The sequence below is a fragment of the Porphyromonas canoris genome (genome assembly GCF_000765975.1).
Taxonomy (GTDB): Bacteria; Bacteroidota; Bacteroidia; order Bacteroidales; family Porphyromonadaceae; genus Porphyromonas_A; species Porphyromonas_A canoris.
The window spans coordinates 1-16,803 of record NZ_JQZX01000015.1; the positions used below are offsets into that span (position 1 = coordinate 1).

A 16,803-nucleotide genomic window follows, 5' to 3' on the forward strand; every position below is an offset into this window, starting at 1 on the left:
TCCCCACAGCTTTTCGCAGCTTATCACGTCCTTCGTCGCCTCTTAGAGCCAAGGCATCCACCGTCTGCCCTTCTTTTGCTTATATTTTTTTTGCTCTCGCATATCATACCGCTAACGGTACAATACGGCTATTGTAGTTTTATATCATCCCATACTTGAGTACAGGAAAATCCTACTATATTCTTCTCTTCCGATATGTCTATGATCTCGTATTCCTCACAGGAGATCTGCTCTCCCGTTTCGTGGGTGCAAAGTTAGAAAGAGTTTTTCATTCTACCAAACTTTACTAACAAAAGATACAGAATTGATTCTTTCAGCGTGGGAGTATCAAGCACCCTTATATCATCAGCATTGTGGTTGCATCGGTTGAAACGATTACAACTGGGGGGGGATCTTCTTTCGATGAATCCTGCGACACCTCATATCGACCTCATTACTACCGATGGTTATCTTTATCTGAATGCTGAGTTCAAAAGTTTGAATCTTATGGCATCCCTTTTCATAATAGCTTCCCCAAAAGTTACCATACTGTTCGTCTCTCCAGCTCCTTTCCTGCTGTCAAAGTGGCACATCAAGCTGTTATTAAAGCCCTAACACACGGCATTCCAAGACTCGAACTCTTTCTTCACACGCTATGTCGATCTCTTAGAGGAAGAAGCTCGCTATCTCTTCCGGGGCTGACTTTCCATACATTCATCTCTTAGCATTTCCTAAAATCGGTATAATATCCGCCCATTACGTTCGTCAAAGAAGAATTCATCTTCTTATCATAGATCAATGTACACCTTTGGGCAGTACCGTATCTTTGCATCACAATAACAAGAAAGGGAAAAATTATGATGAAATTTGACGTTCTACTTGTAGGAGAAGATTTTAAAGCCCATATTAGTCTTTTGGAGCGTATCACAGAGGTCAGGTATACTGTTGCTTCAACCGCCGAAGAAGCTGTGGAAAAGATGCAGGGCATCCTCTTTGACATCGTTGTCATAGATCCAGATATCAATAATTCTGATCGTGCACTCATCCGAAAAATGCTCGAGATCCAACAGCCCGAAGCTCTTCTCTTGGATGTGGATACGATAGAGCCGGATGCTCTCGGCTCCCTACTCAGCAACCATATCAAAAGCCTCAAATCTCAACTGAAAGCAACTTATGTCGTCAAAGACGATGTCTTTTCGTTTTAAGAACAGCCTCTTTCTATGACTCCAATGATGTTGTGGGAAAGGACTTCGGGGATAGACCATGTGTAAGCTCGTAGAGCAAAATATCACTTTCCTCTCTATAATCAGTTCAAACACAAAAAAAGATTTTATTATGAATGAAGTATCTACAAAAAGACCGATTAAGATTGTTGCATTTTCCGGCAGCACTTCAAGCACTTCAATCAACCGACATCTCGTTGCATCTGTATTGAATCAGATGTTCGGACACGAAGTCCGGTTTCTCGATCTCAACGATTATGAGATGCCGATCTTCTCCGAAGACAGAGAAAAAGCCGGCTATCCTTATCAAATAAAAGCATTTCTCGAAGCCATGGATGAAGCTGATGCCATAGTATGCTCATTGGCTGAACACAACGGCTCATATAGCGCTGCTTTCAAGAATATATTCGACTGGTCTTCTCGCGTTCGTCGTGAGGTATTTGCACAGAAACCCATGCTCCTCATGAGTACCTCACCCGGTCGACTTGGCGGAGCAAATGTCCTTGCTGCTGCCAAAAGTACATTTCCTCTCTACGGAGCAGATGTCGTTGCTACTTTTTCGCTTCCGAGTTTCGGGCACAACTTCGACGTCGAGAGTCTCAGCATCACGGACCATACCCTAAAGGCTCAATGCTCCGAAGCTGTCAGTACACTTCTGGCACGTTTGGAAAAATAATAAAGTAAAATAAAAAAGAGGGTGTGTCAAAACTTTCATTTTGACACACCCTCTTTTCATGTACACTAATACATCCGATGGAGCAGAGCGGAAGTTTTGTATCGGACACCGTAGTTTACTTACTTCTCATTGGATTTTCTCCAACAAAGCCTGAGAAGAACTTTCCGAAAAAGAATTCTAAATACGAGTAATAGGAATCGTTGTTATCATCCGAATTTAAGAAGAAGCCAGACATCTCTCCATATCGTTACAATAAGTTTATTGGGGGGGGGGGACCTCACGACACAAACGTTCAAAACAACACAAGATAGAGTTCAAAACTGATAACTTTGGCTCTCATTCATTATATAGAGGAGTAAGCTATTCCATTAAACGACCAAAGACTAAAAAAAACAGCCCACTTGGAGTATATCCTCCGAGTGAACTGTCAGAAATTGGCAAAAGTGTGTGTACAGGAAAATTATCGTTTAGTGTCAAGGTGTCCGAAGCGACCGTTGTTAAAGTCCTCGAAAGCCTGTAAAAGCTCAGCCTTGGAATTCATCACAAATGGCCCATAGGCTGCTATCGGTTCTCGAAGAGGTTCGCCGCTCATCAAGAGAACCACCGTATCGGGGCGAGTAGCCTTGATGGCGAAATCCTCTCCATTGTGAGCGAACTTGATAAAGGTATCTGTGTCTATATCTCGATCTCCTATGCGGATAGCTCCACGGATCACAAGAAGTGCCGTATTATGAGAAGCCGGGAAGGAAAAGTCCGCCCGACCACCTTCTCTAAGTTTGGCATTCATAAGATATATAGGGGAGTGGGTAGTTGCAGGTCCTACTGTCCCTTGATATTCGCCGGCGATCACTTCGACCATCCCGGCATCATCGGGAAGGATATGCTTACCCATAGATGCGTTGGTTATGGACTGATACTTGGGAGGAGACATTTTGTCTTTGGCAGGAAGGTTTGTCCAAAGCTGCACCATCTGAAACGGTCCACCCTTTTTCGCCCATTCCGTACCGTGAAACTCTCGATGCAAGACTCCCTTGGCAGCTGTCATCCACTGTACATCTCCACGCCCTATGAGCCCACCGTGTCCCGCACTATCAGCGTGTTCAACTTCACCTTCATAGGCAATGGTTACCGTCTCAAATCCTCTATGCGGATGGACATCCACTCCCCCGGGTAGATCTGTTGGAGCAACCTCACGAAGGGCATTATAGTCAAGGAGGATGAAAGGATCCATCTCCTGCATGGAGAGTCCTTTGACAGAAGGGATAAAGTTGTGGACAAAGAAGCCGTCGCCTACCCAGTGTGAAGATTGCGGCGTTGTCACAAGTGCAATATCTTTCGTTCTCATAATTTTAGTCCTTTCTTTGCTATTGTTACTATCAACTTTATTTTACATCGCAAAGTTAGTCCCTGTTGATCTCTCCGACATTGACCTATGTTAAGAAGCGATGGAGACCCTTATCTCCCTTTTGCGATTGCTCTTCGGACACGGCTCAGGCTCTCCGGAGTGATCCCCAGATATGATGCAATCATTGTCTGAGGCACCCTCATAGGGATTTCGGGGAAATCCTTGATGAACCGCAAGTAACGCTCCTCCGCTGAAGCACTCTGAAGAAGCGTGATACGTCGATGAAGCATCTGTATATGCTCGTATAGCAACTGTCTGTCAAGCTCTGCGAAAGCAGGATCCTCACGGACGAGCTTTTGGAGTTGATTTTCATTGATCAAGAGCAGTCGGGTCGGCTCTATGGCTTGGATAAAGTGATTAGACGGCTGGTTGAAAAACACACTGTCTACATTCATCAAAAACCATCCCTCGACAGCAAAAAACAGCAAGTGTTCCTTTCCTTTGGGGTCTATCGAATACTCTCGTATCGCTCCTCTTTCGATAAAAAATCGATGGACACAAGTCTCCCCGGCATTCAGGATAAAGTCTCCTCGATCGTACTCTTTCACCATACTGTGCTTGAAGAGCATACTCCTCTGCTCATCGGTTAGTGGGACATTAGAGCGAAGAAAGTCATCAAAGAAATATTCTCTCATACTACATTCTTTTTTAAAAGGCAGACCATTATATATTCAAAGATATACATATTTGAAGAAAACACCCTGAAAAGATGCTCCGAAACAAGATTTAATGCACTTATTATCAGCCCCCAAAAAAGGATATGCATTTTGTCAAAAAGTTCTCTGCTTTCTCCTAATGGTTCTTGTCCATGTATACTGATAATGTATCCCTACTTTCAGTCGGATTCGCTTCGGCAGAAAAAGTCATTTTTATATATTCCATACCGATACCTCTTCCCGGTTTTTTCTCTCTCTATTTTGATCGGAGAGGTCATTTCCGGAGCACGGCCAAATTGTTAAATCGAGGCTGTTTTATTAACACAAATTCCGATACAGGTTCACCCAAAACACTAAACGAGCATATCGTTCCGGCTTAACGTATTTAATTTTTCAATGAACACGTTTACCGATTTCATTTAATACGTTTATCGGATTCAATTAAAGTGTTTAGCCAAAACAAACAAGGCGCTAAATATCAACATTTTATCTATTTTTACTCCAAAAAGCATACGAAAAGCCAATTTTATTTATTAGATTTTATTCACACAAACGCCTATTAAAATTCACACCTATTAACGCGAAAACAACCCATGAAATGCTCTGAAAAAATTTTCTCTCAGAATTTCGCCTGATTTTTAATCCGCTTATATACAGCAAGTTGAGATTATCATCCTTTTTCTTACTCAAAGAAAAAAGTTTCCGGTGGGCTTTTAAGGGGCAATTTTGGGAAGATCGTTTTTGTATAAAAATACTGCTCTAAACGGCACTTTACCTATTTTCTCTGCTTTCTTTTGAGGAAGAAAATAGGTAATTTTGCAGCTCAAAAAAAGAATGAACATGCAAACAAATCATCGAAATCTGCTTCGAGTTGTATCCTATCCACTATTTTACGCCATCACTTTTACGGCATGCCTTTTCTTGTTTCCGGACAGAAAAAGCCACTATATCTGCATGGGAGTTCTTTTAGCCGTGATGCTTATGGCCGCTCTCATTGAGCACTTTCTAAAGAAGAAGGTTGAAAAAGAGGAGAAGAAGAGGGTGAGCAAAGAGATACAGAAGCTGAAAAAGAGTCATTTGCTGTATAGGATACCTTTCTTTTACTCTGTTCTGCTGAGCTTTTACATCATTTCAACGTGGAGCAGAGACACAGCATCCTCTTATGTTATAGTTTCTCTTGTAATAGCCATAGCTGTTCCCGTCTTCGAGAGAATATGGAACAGAATAAAGAGAGCATAAGATTTTTCCGTCCGCTTGAAGTATAATTCCGGCAAAAGTTTCCCGAACAAAGAAAGAGGGAAGGCACACTCCCCCCACCTTAAAGCAGCCCCTCAGCAGGGGTTTCCCAAGCAGTAGAGATAGAAGGAGGTCCCGCCCAATCTCTTAAAGCACACCTTTAAAGAAGTTTACCGGAAAGATAACGCAGAAAAAAAGACAGATCGCCCGGCTCTTAAAGCAGATCACCGAGAAGCGTTTCCCGGATGGGGAAATATGAAGAATCATCTTACCTTATTATCTAAAAACATGCCTCAATAAAAGTTTTCCGAAAAGAGTATAAAAAAATAACGCAGGCCGTGCTCTCGCACAGCCTACGTTCAACTATTGTCGTATGTTCCACAAAAGATTTAGATATGAGGTAAGAAAGATTGATTAGGTTCTACTTTCTAATGCAAATTTCGTCCATTTTACCTCTTGAAGCAATTTAGTATATATGTCGTACGTCATATTTTTAACCGCTATATCCTTAATCTTTTAAAGTCTCAATACCTGAAATCGCCCAAATTTTACTTATCAGTGCCGTTTATGGCCTCTAATACTGCAACTTCTATCGCTTCTCGCAGATCCGGGTCATTCTTGAGTGTCTCTTTCGTTGCATCTCTTCCCTGTCCGATGTTGGTACCTTCGTACTTGAACCAGGAACCTGCTTTCGCAATGATGTTATGCTCTACACCGAGGTCGATGAGTTCGCCCACACGGTCTATTCCTTCGCCAAAGATGACATCGAACTCCGCTTTGCGGAATGGAGGAGCCACTTTGTTCTTGGCAACCTTCACCTTTAGAGGATAGCCATAGACCTCTTCTCCATCTTTGTATGGCGTGCCTTTGCGTATCTCCAAACGCACGGAAGCATAGTACTTCAACGCATTACCTCCGGTTGTGGTCTCGCTTGGTCCGTAAACCACGCCGATCTTATCTCGGAGCTGATTGATGAAAATACAGCAGGTACGGCTCTTAGAGATTGCTCCCGTAAGTTTTCTCAGCGCCTGAGACATAAGTCTGGCATGAAGCCCCATCTTGGCATCACCCATTGCTCCGTCTATTTCGGCTTTAGGGGTAAGTGCCGCTACGGAGTCGATGACAACAATGTCTACCGCAGAAGAGCGGATGAGCTGCTCCGCTATCTGGAGTGCCTGCTCGCCGTTATCGGGTTGAGAGATCCAGAGGTTATTGATGTCAACGCCCAGCTTTTCGGCATAAAATCTGTCGAAAGCGTGTTCGGCGTCAATGATGGCTGCCAGTCCGCCCTGCTTTTGAGCCTCTGCAATGGCATAGATGGCAAGGGTCGTTTTACCGGAAGACTCCGGCCCGTAGATTTCCACTATACGTCCACGAGGATAACCACCGATACCAAGTGCCAAGTCGAGAGTAAGAGAACCGGATGGGATAGCCTCGACATCGTCCACGACATCCTCTGCCATGTTCATAATAGCTCCCTTACCGAAGTCTTTCTGTATCTTTTCCATGGCAGCGAGCAGGGCTTTTCTCTTGTTGGCTTCAAGAGTTGCTTTCTCGTCCGATTTCTGTCCTGCTTCTACCGTTGGGTCATTTATATCGCTTTTTTTTGCCATATTTTTTAGAAGTTTTGAGTGTTAATTGTTCTTGAGTATCTCCAATATCTGGTCTGCATGATCCTTTGTGCGTACCTCTTTACCGGATATGATGTGTGTTACTCTGCCTTCTGCATCTATGATGAAAGAGGTGCGTTGGGTACCCATGTACTTTCTGCCATACATGCTTTTCTCGACCCAAACACCGAATGTCTCTTGTAGAACATGTTCGGTATCTGCTATGAGGGTGAAAGGGAGATCGTACTTTTCGATGAAGGATTTATGGCTCTTGGCAGAGTCTTTGCTGATCCCGATAACCCGGATACCTACTCTCTTCAGCTCTTCTATGCCGTCTCTCAAACTGCATGCCTGTGCCGTGCAGCCGGAAGTATTGTCTTTAGGGTAGAAATAGAGAAGAGAAGGCTGCCCCAACAGGTCGGCAGCCTTGATCTCTTTTCCGTCTTGATCCAATCCGAGAGACTCGGGTATTTTATCTCCGACAGCTATCATAGTTCCAAGTCAATATCAAATTGTTCGTGCCATGGCAAGCCTTGCTTGTTGAGCTCTTCCATGAACGGATCCGGATCAAACTCTTCTACGTTATATACACCCGGTTTACGCCAGATGCCTTTGAAGAACATCATTGCACCTATTGTCGCAGGTACTCCGGTGGTATAGCTCACTCCTTGTGCTCCGGTTTCCTTATATGCTGCTTCGTGGCTACAGTTGTTGTACACGTAGTAAGTGCGTTCCTTACCATCCTTTATACCTCTTATGCGACAGCCGATAGAGGTCTGTCCGGTGTAGTTTTCACCCAACTCTTTCGGGTCAGGAAGCACTGCCTTAAGGAATTGAATCGGAACGATTTCACGACCTTCGTACATGATGGGTTCGATGCTCGCCATTCCGATGTTTTGGATAACGCGAAGGTGTGTGAGATATTCCTGCCCGAAAGTCATCCAGAAACGTGCTCGCTTAATGGTCGGGAAGTTTTTAGTAAGAGACTCCAGCTCTTCATGGTAAAGAAGATAAGACTCTCTCGGACCCACTTCAGGGTAAGTAATAGGCTGATGAATCTCTTGCGGTTCGGTCTCTACCCACTGACCATTCTCCCAATATTTGCCTTTCTGAGTGATTTCGCGAATGTTGATCTCCGGGTTGAAATTGGTTGCAAAGGGGCGTTTGTGATCTCCGGCATTGCAGTCTACGATATCGAGGTAATGGATTTCATCGAAATGGTGCTTGGCTGCATACGCTGTGAATACGCCGGTAACACCCGGATCGAAACCACAACCAAGTATTGCGGTAAGCCCTGCTTGCTCAAATCTCTCTTTGTATGCCCATTGCCAGTGATACTCGAACTTCGCTTCGTCTATCGGTTCATAGTTTGCAGTGTCGAGATAGTTCACGCCACACTCAAGACATGCATCCATAATGGTGAGATCCTGATAAGGAAGAGCAACATTGATGACAAGCTCCGGCTGGAATTCCTTAAACAGCTTTACCAACTCCTCTACGCTATCCGCATCTACCTGAGCCGTTTTGATCTTTGCTTCTTTAATGTTTGCAGCGATGGCATCACACTTCGATTTTGTGCGACTTGCCAGCATAATGTCCGTAAAGACATCGCTGTTCATTGCTACTTTCTTGGCGACAACGGTACCGACACCGCCTGCACCTATAATGAGAACACGTCCTTTCATTCGTTCTATTTCTTTTAATGTTTTTGATGGATGATATAGATACCAAAGATACGCATTATTTTTTTGAAAACTGAATGCGCTCGGTGGCAACCCCTGCTACGTATCCTTTTCCCCCTTTGACATTGCTGGGCAATATGATAGGTGTAGTGAGTCCTTCGATAAAATCCTCCGACTCCAACGTATTTATAGCCCTAAGGTAAAAGTAAAATCCTTCAGTAATGGAGGATAAAAGCACATAATATTCTGCTCCGGGTCTGATCTGTGCCACTCTCACTCCGGACTTTAGAGTGTATGTTCCGTTCAGCCATTTATCGTAAAACACACCCATGTTATTGTTTGGAGAGCTAAAGTAAGAGTCTTCATCACTTGTGGTTGTGGTGCTCTTCCCATCATTCATGACCGGTTCTTGCGAATGGTTCAGACTTAAAATCCTTCGATAAGGCTTGTCTTCAAAGACTCCCTCTTCGGCAAAACGCAGCTGATAGAAGTTTTTCTCGTCTTTAGGATCCGTCATTGTGGTGTACAGCGTACCATGTTGCTTGCCTACTACCGGCTCTTCCCAACTTATCTTATCTATGCCGACGCTTTTCGGGATGGCGGTTTCCGCCACAGTCTGATGCTTTCCATCCTTTGTTGCTACCTCCAATCTGATACGATCTCCCGGCTTAAACTTTTCTGTACTTAGGAAACAAGGGCGATACACCTGCTTATGAAACAAACGATAAACCGTGTGTGGCACCGGATCTTTCACCCGTACATCGTTAATGAACAGCTTTACATCTGCTTCTTTTTCCGGGATTGGATTCAAAAGTCCCGTACGAGATACATATATATAGTGGTTGCTCAAAGAAGTATCGAATATGGCATTTACTATCAGCTCTTCCTTATAACCGGAAATATCCATAGGGACTTCATCCACGCATCTGCTGAATAGCACTACTGAAAGAAGGATTAGAGCCGCGACTTTGAGCTTATTGAGATGATAATATATACTTTTCATGACGAATTAGAATTTATACGTATAAGATATGGATGGAAGAATTGGCAGAATGGAGACTCTCTTTAACATCGGAACCGCAGTCTTTTCTCTCTCTATTCTTCCTGCTCCTGTTTGGAGCAATAAAAAGGTTGGGTTGCGTCTGTTATAGACATTGTACACAGAGAAATTCCACTGACTTTTGCCTCTCTTATGCTTAACGTAGTAGTTGAGCGAAAGGTTCAACAGGTGAGTCGAAGGCATTTGATAGTTGTTTCTTGATGTTACAAGAGGTGTTTGGGTAATACGATTTCCTCCGTTGTCCAAGTGATTTATATAATAATCGCCGTAATGTCCGGTGGATTGATTCGCTATATATTCCGTCATACCGATACCTACCGTAGCTCTTCCACCGGATCTATACTCCCATGTAGCCGTTAAGTCCAGAGCTTTCGAGAAAGCATACGTTGCAACGATATTGAAATTGTGTCTGCGGTCAAACTGCACCGGGAACCAGGCTCCCTGGTTTATTCCATTGGGACTGAATCTTCTTTCACTCTTGGCATAAGTGTAGCTTGCCCAGCCTGTAAGATTTCCTTCTGTTTTTTGTGCCATTACTTCGACACCATAAGAGCGTCCCTCGCCTTGCTCTACCTTCTCTTGCCATCCCGAAGAGAAGCCCATAAACATTGCGCCATCCTTGTACTCTATTGCATTATCAATGGTCTTGTAATACCCTTCGGTAGACAATCTCCATCCGTTTATCGCATCAGAGTAGAGACCCAAAGCATATTGATCTGCACTCATCGGGCTTATCCGTTCCGTGGCAGGCACCCAAAGATCCGTAGGCATGCTGAGACCGAAAGAGCTTAGCAGGTGAATGTTCTGGCTCATCTTCGTATAAGAGAGCTTGACATCGAAGATATCTGTAGGGGTTATCCTCACGGAAGCGCGAGGTTCTAAGGAGTGATAGAGCTTTCCGTTCACTCCAAACATAGAGTAACGCACGCCCACATTACCGTCCAACCATGACAGCAGTCTCATCTCATCCTCTGCATAGAGAGATACATCGTGCGCTCGTATCGGCTTTGCACTCTGATTAAGAGCTTTCAAAACATCGGCATCTTCCGGGTCTTGTTGCTTTACGGGGTCAAACGACAACGCCTCCGGTTTGAAAGTATGATAGATATACTCCCCTCCAAACTTAATGGTGTGGTTATGCACGGGGTAATACTCCATATCCATACGGGCAGAAAGGTCCTCTATACCCGAAGTAAACTGCAGATGATATCCGTTGGTCAGCTCAGATTTCCCATCTGTTATCACATACTCATTCTCTTTATTTGACGTCCTGAGTTTGTATCTGGAGTAGGCTATTGTGGTATTGGAGAAGAGTCGGGAAGAGAATATATGATTCCATCTAAGCGAAGAGACGATATTTCCCCAAGACATTTCACTGTCTGACTTCGACTGATACCTGTTCATGCTATGCTCGAAGTGGGTGTAGAGATTATCGTCTCCACCATACAGACTTAGGAATAACCGGTCTCTGTCTCCGAATCTATGGTTCAGCTTCAACGTGAAGTCCTGGAAGTAGTATCCGCCTTTCTCGTCTTGAGTCATGAATGGACGTGCCAAAAGATCCGCGTAAGTCCGGCGGTAGGAAGCATGAATAGAGGTTTTATCTTTGACGATAGGCCCTTCAAAATGCAGCTTGGAGGAGATCAGTCCGATGCTTGCCGTACCGTGATACTCTCTCATATTCCCATCATTTGTTCTGATGTCCACAACGCTCGAAAGCCTTCCCCCGAATCTCGATGGGAAACTACCCTTGTAGAGATCCACTCTCTTGATCGCTTCCGGAGTGAATACGGAGAAAAATCCAAGCAGGTGATTCACATTGTAGAGCGGGACTCCATCGAGCAAGAAAAGGTTTTCGTCCTGACCGCCACCACGTACAAAGATGCCGGCACTACCGTCTATCCCGGCTTGTACACCCGGTAGAAGCTGTATAGTTTTCAGGGGATCCGCCTCTCCGAGAAGCGCAGGAGCTCTGCGGATAATCTCAAGAGGCACTTCCATACTGCCCATTCGTGAGCCGGTCAGTTCGGAGTCGTTTTTTCTTCCGACCACCACAACCTCATCCAGCTCTTGTGGTGCGAGATAGACGTTGATGACGGTATCTTTTCCCGTCAGTCGGATCGTCTGAGGCTGACAGCCGGCAGAATAAACCTCTACTTCTTGAGAACTGCAAGGGAGTTCCAGGCTGAAAAAACCATACGAATTGGTCAATGTTCCGGTCTTTAGCTGTGGTTCTTTTATTCTTGCCCTGATGATGATCTCTTGCGAGCCCTTTTCATAAACATAACCGCTTATCCTCTGTTTGCAGTTTTTACTCTGTGCCGCGATGGGTTCAAAGCAACACAGAGATAGAAGAAACAGACTTAGAGAAAAGAGTATGCCTCTCTTACCGAAAGCCGTTCCGAGAAAGTGTCGATGCTTCATGCCAACATGGAGATTTAAGATCCGAAGATCTGTGAATAATATTTTACTTCAATGTTAATAGATTCAGACTTTTGCAAAAGGTTAACTTTTGACTCCGATCGCCAAAGATATGAAATAAATCTATTAAAGAAGAGTGTATTACGGCTTGCTTTTGCTCTCAAACTTCTCTCTTTAAGCATTGTTGTGTCCCGAATGATATTCTTGTGTGTATGAACTATAATTTTTATTTTCGCACCCGATATTATTCTTGTCTTTTTCTACAACACACATGATTGAAGAAGACAAGACTTTAACAATATATAAAGAACTGTTCCTCAAAAAGATAAAGAAAAATAATATGACATTTATGCACAAAACAAGACTACTTTTACTCCTGATACTGGGCACACTTGTTGTTACAGCCTGCCGGAAAGATCCCCTTCGCCCGAACGAGAAGAAGGATCCGGAAGTAGAGCAACCGGAAAAACCGAAAGAGAATGACCCTCCGGCGCAGACAGATCTCTTCCCAAAACCGGATGGTTCACGCATTCTTACGGGTTCTCCGGCGGAGAGAGTTTTTGCTCTGCTCTCAAATATGACATTCGATGAGCCTCTTCCTCTCGGAGAGACCCGGATTACAGAGGCTCAGCTGAACGAGATAAAGGCTTTTGCCGATAAGCTCGTGGCAGAAAAGCAACCTAAAAACCAAAGAGAAATGCACGATCTTCTGTTCGGTTGGATTCGGAAAAACGTCAAGTATGGCAACACTTTCGACCCCTCCATACCGGATTACAACAGCGCCTACACCACTTTCAAGCACAAAGTGGCTATCTGTCAGGGATACTCCAATCTCCTAAAAGTGTTCTGTCATACGCAGAAGATTTATGCCCCGATAGTAAACGGCCTGGCTCGCTTCAACACTCTCGGAAATCCATTGGGGCATGCGTGGAACTATGTCTTGCTTGATGGCAAATGGTTTGTATCAGATGCAACCAATGGCATTTTCTACGATGCGAACGATCCCAAAAGGTTCGACTTTCTTTTACCGGAACGCTTGGACTTTCCTCTCTTCCGGGATGAGAAGTTCGTGTGTACCTATGAAAAAAGGGAGCTTACTATAAGTAGCGTTCAAGATTCATTTACGGGAGAAAAACTTGTTGTGCCTTATGGCGTGGGAGGATTTCAGATAGGAAGTTTCAATCCGACCCATCTGCCGAAATCTGTAAAAGAGATCTACCTTGGTCGCAACATCAAAATGCTCGGCACCTCAGACCAACTCAATCTCAAGGAGTCCGGCAAAAATGTAGAGAAGATACTCGTAGATCCGGAAAACCCTCACCTTGAGGAGTATAAAGGCACTATTTATATCAAAGGAGACAAGTCCAATCTGCCTTTTTTCATTCCGGATCGTCTGAAAGTGGTTAAGATGAAACCCATGAAGAGTGTCGGTAAAAACGTTATCTTCGGACACGAAGGAATGGAAGAGCTATACTTTGAAGAGGGAACGGAAACTATCGAAGACTATGCGGTGGAAGCGTGTCCCAATCTCCGTAAGGTCTACCTTCCCAAGTCTGTCAAGAGTGTTGCGGACCGGGCTTTCTTCCGATGCCATTCCGAACTAAAAGTCGTACGTCTGTAGACCGGTTGGGTTTGGCAAAATTGTTTTAGAAAAAAGGCAGAAGACCGATGTGTTTTTAGAGGAGCACATCGGTCTTTTTATATAAAAACGGAGAGCTGGAAATCGAGAGCAAGAGAGAAGATTTTTGGCGTAGAGAGGGTAAATTCGCCAAGTCGTTTTAGAGTAAAACGCTAAGAATAAAATCGATACGATAAAATCTCATTCTCGAAGAAAAATTTTTCTCAGTGCATTTCATGGGCTGTTTTCGCGTTAATAGATGCAAATTTTAACACCTCTATATGTAAATATTTCCCAATAAAGAAATTTACCTTTTAATGCACGTTTTGGAGCAAAAAAGCATAAAAACCTGGCAAATAGCGCTTTAATGATTTCGGCTAAACACGTTAATCGAATCCGGTAAACGTGTTTAATGAAATCGGTAAACGTGTTCACTGAAAAATTAAACACGTTAAGCCGAAAGAATATGCTCGTTTAGCGTTTTGGCTTAACAGAAATCAAAATTTGTGTTAATAAAACGGGCTGATTTAACAAATCCGGCACCCCTCCGAAAACGCCCCCTCCGATCAAAATAGAGAGCCGAAAAAAAGTGAGCATTTTTGGGGATGGAATATATAAAATCAAGAAAGAGGAAAGACGGAAACGGGCAGACAAAAATCACTCTCGCCATTTCAAAACTGCCTTATAAGAGTATAGCCCAAAAAGAAAAGCAGGATGCCTCCGACCACACTCACGGCAAGATAGCCGAGCAAAGGGAGCAGACTCTCCCACTTCAGCAGCATAAAACCATCCATGGCAAAGGTCGAAAATGTGGTGAAACCGCCACACACTCCCACCGTAAGGAAGAGGCGAAGATTCTCATCGCCTATATTCCCTCGCTCCATCGTGCCGTAGAGCAGTCCCATCAGGAGACATCCTATAAGATTGACAGCCAGCGTTCCCCAAGGGAAAGCTCCGGCGATGCCATCCTGCACATATCGGGAAAGAAGAAAGCGCATCACTCCCCCGATGAAGCTGCCACAGCCGATATAAAGAATGGTTCTAAGCATCGCATCCACCGTACCGGATAAATCCGTCATCACCCATAGGTGTGAATGCTTATGCCTTGTGCCGATGGGAGGAAGTTGACTCCATACCAGCAGATCTGCAAACACAAGAAAGAGAAAAGCAGCAGCCAGAGAGCCGTAGCCAGTTTACGAGGTCTGCTAAGCCGGTAATGGATATAGAGCAGATAGGCAAGCATCGTTATGGCAGCCCATGTCTCTTTCGGATCCCAACTCCAATAGTGTCCCCATGCAAGCTTTGCCCAAAAAGCTCCTAACAGAAGACCGATCATCAGAAAGGCAAGCCCGGTGTAAGCCAACCCGTCCGATACGGACATCAGTCGGAGTGCGTGATCCGCTTCTCCTTTTTTCTTCTCTATCCATAAGGCATAGAGAGCAACCAGAAGTCCCGCCCCCAGCATGCCGTAAGAGAACATATAGGAGATGACATGTGGTACAAAGAACGGACTTTCCAGTGCCGGCATCATACTCTTGTTGTGGATCTCCGGACGAACCAGATTGATCACAATAAAAACAGAAGCAAGAATGGTGGAAAATCCCAATATCCACTTGTAGTGCCATCGCAGGTAAACGATAATGCCGGCAAGCAGTGCAAAGAACGAATACCACAGACGCGTCTCCCCCATGGTACGCATAGGCGGACGTTCGAGGGAGTGCCACATAAGCCCGATATAGGTTCCGAACAGAATGAGAGCCAGTATGGAAAGAGCAAGCGCTCCGTTTCTTTTCTCCTTAAAAGCCATCCATGCACCGCATGCAGCCAGCAACACGGTCGGGAGAGCGTAGTATATCATATCGTTCCAAGTAGTCATAGCTCGTTCTCTTTAGTTGAAGGTACATAAGTGGGTTGGGGCAGAATGAAGAGACATACCGCTCCCAGCAGCATCAATAGCAGTCCGACATAGACAAAAGGCATCCACGGATCTTTTACAAGCTCGAATACGGAAACATTGCTCCACCTTCCCATCTCTTGATCATAGCTTAGCTGATAGATGTGCCAGCCTTCAAACTTTATGGGATGATTCACTGAAATCTCGCCTTTGACATATCCGCCTCCGGGGCTGTAAATAGAGACTTTGGAGCGGAACTGCTTTGGCTCCGGATCCGGCATAACGATACTCAAGCTGTCCGGCAGGGATAGCCCTCTGAACGGAATGAGATAACTGCCGGACGTAACCCATCCGTTCACCTCCTCACCCGTGCTGCTGTTCGTTGCGCGTACTTTAACGCCATGCACCGCTCCCGTACTGCCAAACTCCACAAAGTGAATACTGTCTTTCGAGACCACGGGTGAGCTGTAAGGGAGATACTCCAACGCTTCCACCTTCCACGCTCCCGTTCTTCCGGAAGATGGTGTCTCCTCCACCGACAGATGCCATGGATGACCTGAAGGAAGCGTCTCGCCGGTTCTGCTGTCTATGATCATCAGCTTGGGAGGATACTCTTCCAGCTCGAAGGCTTCCAGCTCGATCGCCAGAGGAAGCTCGTAAAGCTCGGAAGAGAAATCTTTTGTTCCTCTCCATTCGGGCATATTGGTAGAAGTATCCACCTGCATTCGGTATCTTTTCAGATCATGAGCACCCAACACTCCGGCAAGGAGTGCTATGTAGAGTCCTAAGTGATTCAGCAGGAAAGAGACGTATCTGCCCCATGTCATATTCCTTTTCCGCCCTCTAAGGATAAATGCAAAGGTAGCACCTCCAAGCAGTATCAGCAGAAGCAGATAGCTTACCAGGAAGTACCACGTAGAGAGTATATGGCTGAAGCCGAGAGTGTGTACCAGCATCTTCAAATCCTCTCCGGAGGCTGCCGAAAGCTCTATCTGCTTCGTCAGACCCATGATGACAGAGACTGCCATGAGGGTTGCAATGGCGGCAATAGACATTTTATATCCGGTCAGAAACGTGGCTATCCGAACCTTTTTACGTGCAAGAACGGCAAGAAGAACGGAGAGGAAAAAGACCCAGATGCCTCCTATCAGATTGAAAGGATAGGCAAAGCCTTGAGCAGGTATAGGTCCGAGTATGAAATGAAACAGCACACCGATGACAACAAGAGCCACAGAAATAGCAAATGCTTCACGATATCCCCAAGGTTGTTTCCACATAATATTATATATATAGGTATCCGTGTGTAATACTAACAGATAGAGACCGCATAGAAGATGCTACAT

15 protein-coding genes and 1 rRNA gene are annotated in these 16,803 nt (G+C 44.7%); 5 read left to right on the forward strand and 11 right to left on the reverse strand.

Going from position 1 to position 16,803, the window contains the following annotated elements; translation table 11 throughout:
- A 23S ribosomal RNA gene (locus HQ29_RS08600) occupies window positions 1-84 on the reverse strand; the annotation flags it as partial.
- 282 nt (window positions 85-366) lie between these two features.
- Here HQ29_RS08600 and HQ29_RS08605 point away from each other — a divergent pair.
- The 3 genes from HQ29_RS08605 to HQ29_RS08615 all read left to right on the forward strand — a co-directional run bounded on the left by HQ29_RS08605 (window position 367) and on the right by HQ29_RS08615 (window position 1,878).
- The gene (locus HQ29_RS08605) at window positions 367-594 is read left to right on the forward strand and encodes a hypothetical protein (RefSeq protein WP_152565548.1); all 228 of its coding nucleotides are present in this window, start codon (window positions 367-369) and stop codon (window positions 592-594) included.
- A 242-nt stretch (window positions 595-836) separates the two neighbouring features.
- On the forward strand, window positions 837-1,184 hold the full coding sequence (locus HQ29_RS08610; protein WP_036865406.1) for a hypothetical protein: 348 nt from the start codon (window positions 837-839) through the stop codon (window positions 1,182-1,184).
- A 130-nt stretch (window positions 1,185-1,314) separates the two neighbouring features.
- Entirely contained in the window at window positions 1,315-1,878 is a 564-nt protein-coding gene (locus HQ29_RS08615) for an NADPH-dependent FMN reductase (RefSeq protein WP_200878526.1), read from the forward strand.
- A 460-nt stretch (window positions 1,879-2,338) separates the two neighbouring features.
- Here HQ29_RS08615 and HQ29_RS08620 read toward each other — a convergent pair whose 3' ends face one another.
- On the reverse strand, window positions 2,339-3,223 hold the full coding sequence (locus HQ29_RS08620) for a pirin family protein (RefSeq protein ID WP_036788141.1): 885 nt from the start codon (window positions 3,221-3,223) through the stop codon (window positions 2,339-2,341).
- Between the two features lie 110 nt (window positions 3,224-3,333).
- A complete protein-coding gene (locus HQ29_RS08625) occupies window positions 3,334-3,918 on the reverse strand; it encodes a Crp/Fnr family transcriptional regulator (RefSeq protein ID WP_036788143.1) in 585 nt (194 codons plus the stop codon).
- A gap of 855 nt (window positions 3,919-4,773) precedes the next feature.
- On the opposite strand from HQ29_RS08625, the gene HQ29_RS08630 reads away from it, so the two are divergent.
- Window positions 4,774-5,178, forward strand: a complete 405-nt coding sequence (locus HQ29_RS08630; protein ID WP_152566525.1) for a hypothetical protein — start codon at window positions 4,774-4,776, stop codon at window positions 5,176-5,178.
- 545 nt (window positions 5,179-5,723) lie between these two features.
- Here HQ29_RS08630 and recA read toward each other — a convergent pair.
- Genes recA through HQ29_RS08655 form a run of 5 tightly spaced genes read right to left on the reverse strand, consistent with a single transcriptional unit; the run spans window position 5,724 to window position 11,951 of the window.
- Complete coding sequence (recA, locus tag HQ29_RS08635) at window positions 5,724-6,788, reverse strand: recombinase RecA (protein WP_036788147.1); 1,065 nt, start codon at window positions 6,786-6,788, stop codon at window positions 5,724-5,726.
- A gap of 21 nt (window positions 6,789-6,809) precedes the next feature.
- A complete protein-coding gene (bcp, locus tag HQ29_RS08640; RefSeq protein WP_036869269.1) occupies window positions 6,810-7,277 on the reverse strand; it encodes a thioredoxin-dependent thiol peroxidase in 468 nt (155 codons plus the stop codon).
- Complete coding sequence (locus HQ29_RS08645) at window positions 7,274-8,470, reverse strand: saccharopine dehydrogenase family protein (RefSeq protein ID WP_036788151.1); 1,197 nt, start codon at window positions 8,468-8,470, stop codon at window positions 7,274-7,276. The genes bcp and HQ29_RS08645 overlap by 4 nt, the downstream gene beginning before the upstream one ends.
- Window positions 8,471-8,525: 55 nt before the next feature.
- Entirely contained in the window at window positions 8,526-9,470 is a 945-nt protein-coding gene (locus HQ29_RS08650) for a DUF4249 domain-containing protein (RefSeq protein ID WP_082226866.1), read from the reverse strand.
- 6 nt (window positions 9,471-9,476) lie between these two features.
- On the reverse strand, window positions 9,477-11,951 hold the full coding sequence (locus tag HQ29_RS08655) for a TonB-dependent receptor (RefSeq protein WP_052090038.1): 2,475 nt from the start codon (window positions 11,949-11,951) through the stop codon (window positions 9,477-9,479).
- Between the two features lie 337 nt (window positions 11,952-12,288).
- Between HQ29_RS08655 and HQ29_RS08660 the strand changes: the two genes are divergently transcribed.
- Complete coding sequence (locus HQ29_RS08660; RefSeq protein ID WP_161781576.1) at window positions 12,289-13,569, forward strand: transglutaminase domain-containing protein; 1,281 nt, start codon at window positions 12,289-12,291, stop codon at window positions 13,567-13,569.
- Window positions 13,570-14,237: 668 nt separating this feature from the next.
- Here the strand turns inward: HQ29_RS08660 and crcB are convergent.
- The 3 genes from crcB to HQ29_RS08675 are packed head-to-tail and all read right to left on the reverse strand — an operon-like array spanning window position 14,238 to window position 16,737.
- Window positions 14,238-14,645, reverse strand: coding sequence for a fluoride efflux transporter CrcB (gene crcB / locus HQ29_RS08665; RefSeq protein WP_235318045.1), 408 nt, complete (start codon window positions 14,643-14,645; stop codon window positions 14,238-14,240).
- Entirely contained in the window at window positions 14,645-15,442 is a 798-nt protein-coding gene (locus HQ29_RS08670; protein WP_036869273.1) for a cytochrome c biogenesis protein, read from the reverse strand. Before HQ29_RS08670 ends, crcB begins: the two co-directional genes overlap by 1 nt.
- Entirely contained in the window at window positions 15,439-16,737 is a 1,299-nt protein-coding gene (locus HQ29_RS08675; RefSeq protein ID WP_036869274.1) for a cytochrome c biogenesis protein ResB, read from the reverse strand. Before HQ29_RS08675 ends, HQ29_RS08670 begins: the two co-directional genes overlap by 4 nt.
- Window positions 16,738-16,803: the final 66 nt, after the last annotated feature.